General features: G+C 59.9%; 14 protein-coding genes. 3 read left to right on the forward strand and 11 right to left on the reverse strand.

Features of this window, described 5'->3' with window-relative positions:
• Nucleotides 1–28: 28 nt before the first annotated feature.
• The 9 genes from ureG to plsY form a co-directional block, all read right to left on the reverse strand.
• Nucleotides 29–646: an urease accessory protein UreG gene (gene ureG, locus MXM41_RS18390; RefSeq protein ID WP_325933543.1), complete on the reverse strand. Its 618-nt coding sequence runs from the start codon at nt 644–646 to the stop codon at nt 29–31.
• A gap of 9 nt (nt 647–655) precedes the next feature.
• Complete coding sequence (locus tag MXM41_RS18395) at nt 656–1,330, reverse strand: urease accessory protein UreF (RefSeq protein ID WP_325933544.1); 675 nt, start codon at nt 1,328–1,330, stop codon at nt 656–658.
• Entirely contained in the window at nt 1,330–1,869 is a 540-nt protein-coding gene (locus MXM41_RS18400; protein ID WP_325933545.1) for a HupE/UreJ family protein, read from the reverse strand. The genes MXM41_RS18395 and MXM41_RS18400 overlap by 1 nt, the downstream gene beginning before the upstream one ends.
• Before the next feature lie 9 nt (nt 1,870–1,878).
• A complete protein-coding gene (ureE, locus tag MXM41_RS18405; protein ID WP_325933546.1) occupies nt 1,879–2,343 on the reverse strand; it encodes an urease accessory protein UreE in 465 nt (154 codons plus the stop codon).
• Nucleotides 2,344–2,352: 9 nt separating this feature from the next.
• Nucleotides 2,353–4,056 (reverse strand): urease subunit alpha, encoded by a 1,704-nt coding sequence (ureC, locus tag MXM41_RS18410; protein WP_325933548.1) that lies wholly within the window; start codon nt 4,054–4,056, stop codon nt 2,353–2,355.
• Entirely contained in the window at nt 4,049–4,363 is a 315-nt protein-coding gene (locus tag MXM41_RS18415; protein WP_325933550.1) for an urease subunit beta, read from the reverse strand. The genes ureC and MXM41_RS18415 overlap by 8 nt, the downstream gene beginning before the upstream one ends.
• 9 nt (nt 4,364–4,372) lie before the next feature.
• The gene (locus tag MXM41_RS18420; RefSeq protein ID WP_039031754.1) at nt 4,373–4,675 is read right to left on the reverse strand and encodes an urease subunit gamma; all 303 of its coding nucleotides are present in this window, start codon (nt 4,673–4,675) and stop codon (nt 4,373–4,375) included.
• A 10-nt stretch (nt 4,676–4,685) separates the two neighbouring features.
• Nucleotides 4,686–5,513, reverse strand: coding sequence for an urease accessory protein UreD (locus tag MXM41_RS18425; protein WP_325933553.1), 828 nt, complete (start codon nt 5,511–5,513; stop codon nt 4,686–4,688).
• A gap of 774 nt (nt 5,514–6,287) precedes the next feature.
• The gene (gene plsY / locus MXM41_RS18430) at nt 6,288–6,902 is read right to left on the reverse strand and encodes a glycerol-3-phosphate 1-O-acyltransferase PlsY (protein ID WP_114316766.1); all 615 of its coding nucleotides are present in this window, start codon (nt 6,900–6,902) and stop codon (nt 6,288–6,290) included.
• A gap of 107 nt (nt 6,903–7,009) precedes the next feature.
• On the opposite strand from plsY, the gene folB reads away from it, so the two are divergent.
• Together folB and bacA are read left to right on the forward strand one after the other, a co-directional pair.
• The gene (folB, locus tag MXM41_RS18435) at nt 7,010–7,378 is read left to right on the forward strand and encodes a bifunctional dihydroneopterin aldolase/7,8-dihydroneopterin epimerase (RefSeq protein WP_114385734.1); all 369 of its coding nucleotides are present in this window, start codon (nt 7,010–7,012) and stop codon (nt 7,376–7,378) included.
• 104 nt (nt 7,379–7,482) lie between these two features.
• Nucleotides 7,483–8,301 carry an undecaprenyl-diphosphate phosphatase gene (bacA, locus tag MXM41_RS18440; protein WP_325933555.1) on the forward strand — a complete coding sequence of 273 codons (819 nt, stop codon included), beginning with the start codon at nt 7,483–7,485 and terminating at the stop codon, nt 8,299–8,301.
• A gap of 11 nt (nt 8,302–8,312) precedes the next feature.
• Here the strand turns inward: bacA and MXM41_RS18445 are convergent, their stop codons facing one another.
• Together MXM41_RS18445 and MXM41_RS18450 are read right to left on the reverse strand one after the other, a co-directional pair.
• The gene (locus MXM41_RS18445) at nt 8,313–9,554 is read right to left on the reverse strand and encodes a multifunctional CCA addition/repair protein (RefSeq protein ID WP_325933557.1); all 1,242 of its coding nucleotides are present in this window, start codon (nt 9,552–9,554) and stop codon (nt 8,313–8,315) included.
• 58 nt (nt 9,555–9,612) lie between these two features.
• Nucleotides 9,613–10,233, reverse strand: a complete 621-nt coding sequence (locus MXM41_RS18450) for a TIGR04211 family SH3 domain-containing protein (RefSeq protein WP_039031844.1) — start codon at nt 10,231–10,233, stop codon at nt 9,613–9,615.
• A gap of 238 nt (nt 10,234–10,471) precedes the next feature.
• On the opposite strand from MXM41_RS18450, the gene MXM41_RS18455 reads away from it, so the two are divergent.
• On the forward strand, nt 10,472–11,773 hold the full coding sequence (locus tag MXM41_RS18455; RefSeq protein WP_325933559.1) for an inorganic triphosphatase: 1,302 nt from the start codon (nt 10,472–10,474) through the stop codon (nt 11,771–11,773).
• Nucleotides 11,774–11,788 lie beyond the last annotated feature (15 nt).

Raw genomic sequence — 11,788 nt, forward strand, 5'->3', positions numbered from 1 at the left:
GCAAGCCTGGCGTAACGCCAGGCTTTTTTTATACCTTCAGCATGCCTTTCTCTTCCAGAAAGCCAACGATTGTCGCCAGCCCGTCACCCGCTTTCAGGTTGGTAAAGGTCCACGGACGCTCGCCGCGCATGCGGTTGGTGTCACGCTCCATCACCTCCAGCGAGGCACCCACGTAGGGGGCGAGATCGGTTTTGTTGATCACCAGAAAATCGGATTTGGTGATCCCGGGCCCGCCTTTGCGCGGGATCTTTTCGCCTTCCGCCACGTCGATCACATAGATCGTCAGATCCGCCAGCTCCGGGCTGAAGGTGGCACTCAGGTTGTCGCCGCCGCTCTCGACAAAGATCAGATCCAGATTGCCGAACTTCTCGCTCAGCGCTTCCACCGCCGCCAGGTTCATCGAAGCATCTTCGCGGATCGCGGTATGCGGACAGCCGCCGGTCTCGACCCCCACGATGCGCTCCGGCTCCAGTGCGCCCGCTTCGGTGAGGATACGCTGATCCTCTTTGGTGTAGATATCGTTAGTGACCACCGCCAGGTGGTACGTGTCGCGCATCGCTTTACACAGCGCTTCCAGCAGAGCGGTTTTACCCGAACCCACCGGGCCGCCGACGCCCACGCGCAGGGGGTGTTTGTACTCAGACATAGAGACTCCTCAGGAACGGAATAACCGTGAATATTGTGTTTCGTGTCGCGCCGAGGCGATGGCGGCGAGCGGTGTGGCGGCACCCAGTTCGTCATCGCGGAGCAGGCGTGCCTGCTCCATACCGTCGGCATAGCGGTTGCAGAGTTCAATAATCAGCTGCTGCGCCGCCTGTTGTCCAAAAGGCACCAGCTTGACGCCCGCCATGACCGCGCTTTCAATCCAGCTGTAGCCCAGGCTCAGCGCCATCTCGCGCATGCCGATGCCCCAGCGCACCCCGAGCCACGCCATCCCGCACAGCTGGCTACGGGCAAAGAGCGACAGCCAGTCGGGCGGGCAGTCCGGCACCCAGTGTTTAATCAGCCGGGCGAACGCCGCGCCGCGGTTGCGCTCCTCTTCCCGCAGCTCGCGGGTCTCGCGGCAGGCAAGCAGCCAGGCGGTCCAGCGCGCGGCGGCAGCGATATCCTGCTGCTCACAGGCGTCGTACAGGCGGTAGAACAGCGGCAGATCGACGCAGAAAAAGCCCTGCTCCATCTGCGGGCACTGCCAGCGTTTGAAGGCCTCCGCGGTGGTCACCCAGCCTGCTTCCACTGCCCACTCCAGCCCCTGAGACCAGGTAAACGAGCCCACCGGCAGGCTGCTGCTGGAGAGCTGCATCAGGCGCAACCACTGGCGGGAAGGCTCCATCAGCTCATCAGCGCCAGCAGGGCAGAGGCGATAAGCCCGCCGCCGAGGGTTTTACGCAGCCCGTCGTGACGGCGCAGCAGCATACCGGCGGCAAAGCTGGCGCACAGCACCGCGGCGCTGGCGAGCATAAAGCCGCTGGTGAACAGCCAGAAGCTGTGGCCCGCCATCTCCACCCCGTGCGCCCAGCCGTGGAACATCGCCAGCGCCGGCACGGCCAGCAGCAGGCGGTTTTCGGTTCTGAACATCATGGCCCCACACACCGCCAGCGAGGCGATAATCAGCATCTCCATACCGCTAAAGCCGCCCAACAGGCTGCCCGCTATCGCGCCGGTGAGCATCATGCCGAGGGTGGCAAAGGGCATCAGCAGCTTGCGGCCGCTCAGGGCGGCAAGCACCCCCGCGCCGGTCAACATCAGCAGATGATCAAGGCCGGTCAGGGGATGGAGAAAGCCCGCCTGAAAGCTGTCGGCGCCGTGTCCCGGATGGGCCAGCGCGGGCAGGGAGAAGGCCAGCAGGAGCAGGGGGAACAACTTACGCATGGTGAGTCCTTAATGTGAATGAGCGTGAGAGTGCGAATGCGTATGACCTTCGCTGGCGTAGGCGCCCGCTTCCGGTTCAAAGGGCAGGGTGGCGAAGGCGACGTCCAGACCAAGCAGGTGCAGCATTTCGTCGAGCACATGATCGTGGTGATAGCGCAGCTCGCCGCGCATGACCTGCAGCGGGACGTGGCGGTTGCCCAGGTGATAACAGGCGCGCGCCAGCAAAAACGGATCGCTACAGCGCACCACCGACAGCGGCTCAGGCGCGGCGATGACTTCCACGACTTCATGCCCATCGTCACTGGCAAGCAGGTCGCCGCCCCGCAGCAGCAGGCCGCGCGGCAGCATCAGTCCGGCATCGCGCCCGTCGTCCAGCACCACGCGGGCGCGGCTCTTTACCCGCACATCAATGGGCAGCGTGACGTGGGCGGTAACGGGATGGGGATGATCAAGGCGTTGGGTTAAGGCGATCATAGAGGCTCCTCAGAACAGGAAATAACGTTGCGCCATCGGCAGAACCTCTGCCGGCGCGCTGGTAATCAGCTCCCCGTTAATGCGCACCTCATAGGTTTGCGCATCCACGGTAATGTCTGGCTGCAGGCCGTTGTGGATCATGTCGGCCTTCTTCACCGTCCGGCAGCCTTTGACTACCGCGGTAGCGCTCTGCAGGTTCAGCTGCTGCGCAATGCTGTTATCGGCGGCAGCCTGCGAGAGAAACGTCAGGCGAGTGGCGTGGCGGGCGGCACCCAGCGCGCCAAACATCGGCCGGTAGTGCACCGGCTGCGGGGTGGGGATCGAGGCGTTAATGTCGCCCATCGGCGCGCAGGCGATCATCCCGCCTTTGATAATGGTGGCGGGCTTCACGCCAAAGAAGGCCGGGGACCAGACCACCAGGTCCGCCAGTTTTCCGGCTTCAATCGATCCCACCTCATGGGCGATGCCGTGGGTCAGCGCCGGGTTAATGGTGTACTTGGCGATATAGCGTTTCACCCGCAGGTTATCGTTATTGCCTGATTCCTCCGCCAGCGGGCCGCGCTGTACCTTCATGCGGTGTGCCACCTGCCAGGTGCGGATAATCACTTCCCCTACGCGGCCCATCGCCTGCGAGTCTGACGAGGTGAGCGAGAAGGCGCCCAGGTCGTGCAGCACGTCTTCGGCGGCAATAGTCTCCCGGCGAATACGCGATTCGGCAAAAGCGACGTCCTCGGCGATATCGGGATCGAGATGGTGACAGACCATCAGCATGTCCAGATGTTCGTCGATGGTATTGACCGTGTAGGGCAGGGTCGGGTTGGTGGAGGAGGGCAGAATATTCGGGTGCGCGCAGGCGGTGATGATATCCGGTGCATGACCGCCGCCCGCCCCTTCGGTATGGAAGGTGTGGATGGTACGCCCGGCGATGGCTGCCAGGGTATCCTCGACAAACCCGGACTCATTAAGGGTATCGCTGTGCAGCGCCACCTGGATATCCATCTCATCCGCGACCGTCAGGGAACAGTTAATGGCCGCAGGCGTGGCGCCCCAGTCCTCATGGATTTTCAGCCCGATAGCACCGGCCGCAACCTGCTCGCGCAGGGCGTCGGGGTTTGAGCCGTTGCCTTTACCCAGCAGGCCGATATTGACCGGCAGCGTGTCGGCGGCCTGCAACATGCGCGCGATATACCAGGGGCCCGGCGTGCAGGTGGTGGCGTTGGTGCCTGCGGCAGGGCCGGTACCGCCGCCGATCATGGTGGTGACGCCGGAGACCAGCGCCTCTTCCGCCTGCTGAGGGCAGATCCAGTGGATGTGGGTATCGACTCCGCCCGCGGTGACGATCTTCCCTTCGGCGGCAATAATTTCGGTGGCCGCGCCAATCGGGATCGTCACGCCGGGCTGAATGTCCGGGTTGCCCGCTTTACCGACGGCGAAGATCCTGCCGTCCTTCACGCCGATATCCGCTTTGACGATCCCCCAGTGATCGACGATCAGCGCGTTGGTCAGCACCAGATCCACGCACGCCTGCGCCAGCATCTGCCCCTGGCCCATGCCGTCGCGGATCACTTTTCCGCCGCCGAATTTGACCTCTTCACCGTAGATCGTCCGATCGTCTTCCACTTCGATCCACAGTTCGGTGTCGGCCAGACGAACTTTATCCCCGGTGGTGGGGCCAAACATATCGGCATATGCCTGACGTGAAATCTCAGTCATGGTTGACCTCGCCCATTACCTCGCCACGAAATCCCACAATACGCTGTGCGCCTGCGACCGCTACCAGGGTGACGGCACGCTTTTGTCCTGGCTCAAAGCGCACGGCGGTGCCCGCCGCAATGTTAAGCCGGTAGCCTCGGGTGGCCTCACGATCGAACTTCAGCGCCGGGTTCACCTCAAAAAAGTGGTAGTGGGATCCCACCTGGATTGGGCGGTCGCCGTGGTTCTCGACGATCGTCGTCCGGGTATCGCGATCCGCATTAATCCGGATCAGACCGGGTTGTATCTGATATTCACCTGGGATCATGCTGCCTCCTTACAGGATCGGGTTGTGAACGGTGACGAGCTTGGAGCCGTCCGGAAAGGTGGCTTCTACCTGAATGTCCGGGATCATCTCCGGCACGCCCTCCATCACCTGGGCGCGGGTCAGCACATGGCGGCCCGCTTCCATTAATTCCGCAACCGTCTGCCCGTCGCGCGCCCCTTCCATAATGAAGGCGCTGATCAGGGCTACCGATTCCGGGTAATTGAGCTTTACGCCACGGGCGAGACGACGCTCGGCCACCAGTGCGGCGGTAAACAGCAACAGCTTGTCTTTTTCTCTGGGGGTCAGTTCCATCGTGCTTCTCTCAGGTGTGCCAGATGCGGGGCGAACAGGGGGCTTTGGCGATGAGCTGCGGACGCAGGCGCTGCCAGATCTCACGCATCGCCTGCTGGCAAATCAGGTTGTCATGCGCGAGAAAGCGCACCGACAGCAGGCCGTCGGTGAGGGTGGCCCCGGCATAGTGTTCCAGCGGCGCCAGAGCTTCGCGGGCCTCCTCCAGCTGCGTTTCGGTTGCCGGATAAAACAGCAGGGTGCCAATCCACGGGCGTCCCGCCACGGGAGTCAGATCGCCGTCCGCCAGGTGCTGGCGTTCGATTAACAGGGGTTCGCCCTCAAGCCAGACTTCAAGGCGGCTTTCGATCTGCCCGTGGCTGAAGGTTTCGTTGATGACCGGGCGGCCGAGGCAAAACAGCTCCCAGGCCAGCAGCGTGCTGCTGCGCTGCAGATGAAACACCGAGCGCAGGGCGGCGTGACTACCGGGGAAGAAAATCGTGTCCTGCGGCAGCCACTCCAGCGTCGCCTGCTCATCCAGGGTGAAGTGCTGCGCCAGTCGCGCCAGCGCGCCGTTGCTGCGGTAGAACTTGCTGGCGCCGGGCATGGTGATCAGCGCATGGCTTTCGGGCTCAAGGTGGACAGTAATCGCCAGTTCATCTCCGCCGACAATCCCGCCAGGAGGATGCAGAAGATACAGGTGACAGGTCTCGCCTTCGGGGTAAAACGGGCGTTGCACGGTGAGCGGCCCGACGTGGCGGGCTGAGCGAAGGAGGGTTTTTTCAGGCGTGTGGGAAAAGCGCAGCGCAAGCGATGCCTGCCAGCCTTGCACTGTTTTTTCATTCGCCTGAGTTGCTGACATGCTTTATCCATCTGCTCGCTGTCGGGGGTTTTTAGTATGCCCTGGCGGAAATGAAGGCTGTCATATGAGTCGCTTATGGATGGGGGGGCGGTGGGGGGAAATATTATGAGGCAGCGGTGGAAGGGTTCCGTTCACTCCTGGTCCTCTGCTTTATGGGTATCCCGCTGCGGTGAACGTGCAAAGGGGGCTGCTGCCGCCCCCTTTGCAATCCCGGCTCCCCCGCAATGAAATTGGTGCTTCGCACTACGCTCACCTTACGACCTGCTGCCTGCGGTCGGCTCAACTCGTGATTACTCGTCCTGTCCCTGGGACTCGCCCCTTCGGGGCCAACGCAAGCGTTGTTCAAAATTGCTCCCAGCAATTTTGTCTGTCTCGATTCGCCTCTGGCCGCCATCCCTGGCGTCCAGCCCTTGTCATCCGGTCTCCGGTTCGCCGATTTCGGCGGGGACTCAACACCCGTGCCACATTCAGGCGGCTGAGGAGGTTGAGGAGTTGCCTGGTCCGGCTGAAAATCGCCGAAGCGTTGACCGCAGGCCGGGGCGAGGCGCAGGGATGCGCCGAGAGGGCGTGACCTACATGGATGTAGGATCACGCCCGACCCGAAAGCCGAAGGGAATAAGCTGAGGGGACCGCGAAGCGGCGATTTTCTTTGCCGGGAGCCGGGATTGTTAAGGGGGCGGCGATAGCCCCCTTAACACGTTCACCGCAGAGAGGCAGTCAGACAGCAGAGGACCAGGAGTGAACGGAACGATTCCACTAAAAGTAAATAAAACCCTACCGCGTCTCTTTCTTCTTCCGCTTCAACCGCGCCCAGATCTTCGTCTCCTGGTGCCGCCACAACCGCTGAATATTGTCATGGTGACGCAACAGGATCAGACAAGAGAGCATCGACACCGGGAAGGTAAACTGCGGCTTAAACCACCAGACATAAAACGGCGCAATCAGCGCGCTGACGATGGCGCCAAGAGAAGAGTAACCGCTCAGCAACACGCTCAGCAGCCAGGTACCCGCCATCACGCCGGTGAGATCCCAGCCAATAGGGGCAATAGCACCGAACGCGGTGGCCACGCCTTTTCCGCCTTTAAAACCAAAGAAAACCGGCCAGATGTGGCCCAGACAGGCGGCAATGGCAATCAGCCCCAGCCAGAAGGGGGTGACGCCCAGAGCATACGCGCCCCAGACCGGAAGCATTCCTTTCAACACGTCAAAAATCAAAACCGCTACGGCTGCTCCTTTGCCGCCAATTCGTAGTACATTGGTCGCCCCCGGATTCCCGGACCCGCTCTCGCGTGGGTCAGGTAACCCGGCGATACGGCAGACCAGAATGGCGCTGGAAATTGAGCCGCAAAGGTAGGCGAGGAGGATCATTCCAGGCGCGATTGCACTCATAACGCTGTTCCGTTTTGAAAATGTCGTTTTGTACTTAGCATCTGTGGATAATACGCATAATTCGCCGGGAGTGGTATCCGGTTTAGCCAAAAACCAGGCAGGTCGTGATGGATATAGTATTTATAGAGCAACTTTCGGTAATCACCACTATCGGGGTGTATGACTGGGAGCAGACCATCGAACAGAAACTCGTGTTCGATATCGAAATGGGCTGGGATAACGTTGCCGCGGCAAAAAGCGATGATGTGAACGACTGTCTGAGCTATGCCGACGTGAGTGAAGCGGTCATCAGCCACGTGGAAGGCCAGCGTTTTGCACTGGTGGAGCGCGTGGCGGAAGAGGTGGCGGAGCTGCTGCTCAGCCGCTTTAACTCCCCGTGGGTGCGCATCAAAGTCAGCAAGCCTGGCGCGGTGGCGCGGGCGGCCAACGTCGGCGTTATTATTGAGCGTAGCCAAAATCTGAAAGGAAATATTTAACGGTATAATAGTTAAACCAATTCCTGTTAAATCAGTCTTACAGCTGTTCCTTTTACGGTTACCCCTGCGGTAGCCCGTTTTTTCTGTCTTTTAGGGGTTAATTGATGAGCGATATGCACTCCCTGCTGGTGGCAGCAATACTGGGTGTGGTCGAAGGATTGACAGAGTTTTTACCGGTTTCCAGTACAGGCCACATGATCATTGTTGGCCACCTGCTGGGATTTGAGGGCGAAACGGCGAAAACCTTTGAGGTGGTGATCCAGTTAGGATCCATTCTGGCGGTGGTGGTGATGTTCTGGCGGCGCCTGTTCGGCCTGATTGGCATCCACTTTGGTCATCCACCGCATGAAGGCACCGGCAAGGGGCGTTTGACGCTGCTGCATATTCTGCTCGGGATGATTCCGGCAGTGGTGCTGGGTCTGGTGCTTCATGACACCATCAAATCGCTGTTTAACCCGATTAACGTGATGTATGCCCTGGTGGTCGGCGGCGTCCTGCTGATTGCCGCCGAACTGCTGAAGCCAAAAGAGCCTCGCGCGCCGGGTCTGGACGACATGACCTACCGTCAGGCGTTTATGATTGGCTGCTTCCAGTGTCTGGCGCTGTGGCCGGGCTTCTCCCGCTCCGGGGCAACGATTTCGGGTGGGATGCTGATGGGCGTGAGTCGCTATGCGGCCTCTGAGTTCTCATTCCTGCTGGCAGTGCCGATGATGATGGGCGCCACCGCGCTCGATCTCTACAAGAGCTACCACTTCCTGACCGCAAGCGACATCCCGATGTTTGCCGTGGGCTTTATCACCGCCTTTATCGTGGCGCTGATCGCCATCAAAACCTTCCTGCAGCTGATCAAGCGCATCTCGTTTATTCCGTTCGCCATCTATCGCTTTATCGTGGCGGCCGCGGTGTACGTGGTCTTCTTCTGATTTGCCCGCCCTCAGCTTTCAGGCTGAGGGCAACGCTGTTCCTTCCAGGCCGCAACCGCCTTAATCCGCCGTTTTGTTAACTCTTCACGAATCTCCGGGCCTTTAAATCCGGCCTCCACTACCGCTTTCGTCGGCACGGCTTTCGCCACCTCCCAGGCTTCACGCAGCAACCGCCCCTGTGGGTAATCGCTGGCTTCGAATCCGGTGCGTCCGCGCACGTCGGCTTCGCTGGTTAAGGCGATCTGCTCCACGCGCTGCGGCTTGCGCCAGGCGTCAATGCTGTCGAACAGTTTGATGATGGTGGCGGGTTTGAGGATCGGGAAGGTGTGGATCAGGTCATGGAACTCCGCGACCAGCTTCGCCAGATCGCGGATCTCGTTGGGCACCCGCATCCGCTGGCAGATCCTTTCAACCAGCCGGACGCCCGCCGGGCCATGACCGTGATGGCGTGGCCAGAGCTCGGGTGGGGTTAATCCCTTGCCGAGGTCGTGGCACAGCGTGGCAAAGCGGACGTCCACCTCCGGGCTCAGCATCGCCGCCATACTCAGGGTCATCAGGGTGTGGATGCCGGTATCGATTTCCGGGTGCCACTTCGCCGGAGCCGGCACGCCAAACAGCGCGTCCACTTCCGGAAACAGCACCTTCAGCGCCCCGCAGTCGCGCAGCACCTGAAAGTAAACCTGCGGGTTGCGCGTGCTCAGCGCGTTCTCGGTCTCTTTCCACACGCGTTCGGGGGTGAGATGTTCCAGCTCTCCTGCGTCAGTCATCGCGGTCATCAGCGCCATCGTTTCATCGGCGATGCGAAAGCTCAGATGGGCATAGCGGGCCGCAAAACGCGCCACGCGCAGCACGCGCAGCGGATCTTCAGAAAAAGCGGGGGAGACATGGCGCAGGATGCGGTTTTGCAGATCCGTTTTACCGCCATACGCATCGACGATATGGCCATGTTCATCCTGGGCAAGGGCATTAATGGTCAGATCGCGGCGCTGCAAATCTTCTTCGAGGGTGACGTCCGGAGCGGCATGACAGGTGAAGCCGGTATAGCCGACGCCGGATTTGCGCTCGGTACGCGCCAGCGCGTACTCCTGGCGGCTTTGTGGGTGCAGAAAGACAGGAAAATCGCGACCTACCTGCTGGTAGCCCGCATCGAGCATCTCCTGAGGGGTGGCGCCTACCACCACCCAGTCTTTATCTTTGACCGGCAGACCTAACAACGCATCACGAACCGCACCACCGACCAGATAAATCTTCACGCCACACTCTCCCGTATTAAAAATGGCAATAATACGTAAGTGTGGCAGAGATAGCGATTTAGTTCATCCAGCGATCTTTACGCTTACGGCTCGGCACCAGATGCGGTAGCACCAGACCCAGCAGCAGACCCATACCCAGCACCCCGCCGCCATACATAAACCACTGCATGATGATGGTGCGCTGTTTGTCATCCAGCTGCAGGTTGGCTGCGCTCACCTTTTTCTGGGCGACGATAAGCTCGTTTTTCAGCTTCTGGTTTTCGTCTTTGAGACCGTTGATCACCCCGTCACTCTGCGCCACTTTCTGCTGCATTTCAGCCGTGCGCTGGTTCCAGGTGGCGTCGATATTGGTCAGTTTATCGGTCAGGGTTTTGACCTGATTTTCCAGATCCGGCACGCGGGTGCGCAGGCTTGGGCTGGTGCTAAGCTCTTTCAATGGGATCCAGGCGGTACGGCCGCTGCTGTCGCGCACCTGGCCATAGCTGGAGTCTGCGTTGCTCTGTAACAGCACCACTTCCTCGCCGGCATTAATCGTACCCACGAGGCGATAATTGTCACCCGGTCCACTGCGTACCCAGGTGTTCAGTTCGTCAGAAACGTAGCGTTTCTCTTCAGCGTGAACCGCTGTTGCGGCGCTAAAAGCAAGTAATGTCAGTCCGATTAGGCGTAATTTAAGCATCAGGCAGTCGTTATTTTCATAAAAAGTGGAACGATAGTAGTGGTAACGGCTTCTCCACGCAAAGGATTCGTCAGCATTCGGAATCCTCTGTGTACGGTTTGCCATTTTAATAAACTTTACGCCCGACAAATTGCTCATTGCGTGGCAATCTGGCGCAAAATACTATCTACTGACAAAAAAGTGGCGAGTAAGTTCGCCGAAATTTACCCCGCAGTGCTGCAATCAAAAGAACAAGGCCATGGCTCAGGAAATCGAATTAAAGTTTATCATTGAAAATGACAGCGTCGAGGCGCTGCGAAACCATCTGCATCAGCTGACAGGCGAACATCACGAGCCGGTGCAACTGCTCAACATCTATTACGAAACCCAGGACCTGTGGCTGCGTCGCCATGATATGGGGCTGCGCATTCGCGGGGTTGATGGTCGCTATGAGATGACCATGAAAATCGCCGGACGCGTGGTCGGTGGCCTGCATCAGCGCCCGGAATACAACATTGAGATTGACCAGCCTGCGCTGGATCTGTCGCGTTTCCCGACGGAAGTGTGGCCGGAAGGCCAGCTGCCTGAAGGTCTGGCAGAGAGCGTGAACCCGCTGTTCAGCACCGATTTCTGGCGCGAAAAGTGGCTGGTGAACGAAGGGAAAAGCCGCATTGAAATCGCCCTCGACCGGGGCGAGGTGAAAGCGGGCGAGTTCCAGGAACCCATTTGCGAGCTGGAACTGGAGCTGCTGGAAGGCCATGCCGATGACGTGCTGAAGCTGGCGCGCAAGCTGGTGACCCAGAGCGGGCTGCGTCAGGGGAGCCTGAGCAAGGCGGCTCGCGGCTATCATCTGGCGCAGGGCAATGCGCCGCGCACCCTGAAACCGCTTGAGATTATGCGCGTCGCGCCGAAATCTTCCATTGAGCAGGGGTTTGAAGCGTCGCTGGAGCTGGCGCTGAGCCAGTGGCAACATCACGAAGAGCTGTGGGTTCGCGGCGTGAAAGGCGCGAAAGCCGGGGTGCTGGAGGCGATTGCCCTGGTGCGCCATAGCCTGACGCTGTTCGGCGGTATTGTGCCACGTAAAGCGAGCACTCACTTACGCGATCTGCTGACCCAGACCGAAACCCTGATGGCGTCGGATGTCTCTGCCGAGACGGTAGTTTACAGCCCGCAAACCGCCACCGCGAAACTGGCGCTGACCGAGTTTCTGGTGACGCGCGGCTGGCGCACCTTCCTTGATGCAAAAGCGCAGGCCAAAATAGCGGAAAACTTTAAGCGCTTCGCCGATATCCACCTCTCCCGTCACGCCGCCGAACTGAGAACCACGTTCGCGCATCCGCTGGGGGATCAGTATGGCGATCAGCTGATTCGTCTGGCGCGTAATATCGACAGCATCCTGCTGCTGGCTGGGGCGTATGACGGCCCTCTGGCCCGCGCCTGGCTGGAAAACTGGCAAGGGTTGCTGCATGCCATTAAGACGCGCCAGCACATTGAAATTGAGCATTTCCGTAACGAAGCCATTTCGCAGGAGCCATTCTGGCTGCACAGCGGAAAACGTTAACGCAGGCAAGGAACC

Origin of the sequence: Leclercia adecarboxylata (assembly GCF_035787115.1) — a bacterium.
Taxonomy (GTDB): domain Bacteria; phylum Pseudomonadota; class Gammaproteobacteria; order Enterobacterales; family Enterobacteriaceae; genus Enterobacter; species Enterobacter adecarboxylatus_E.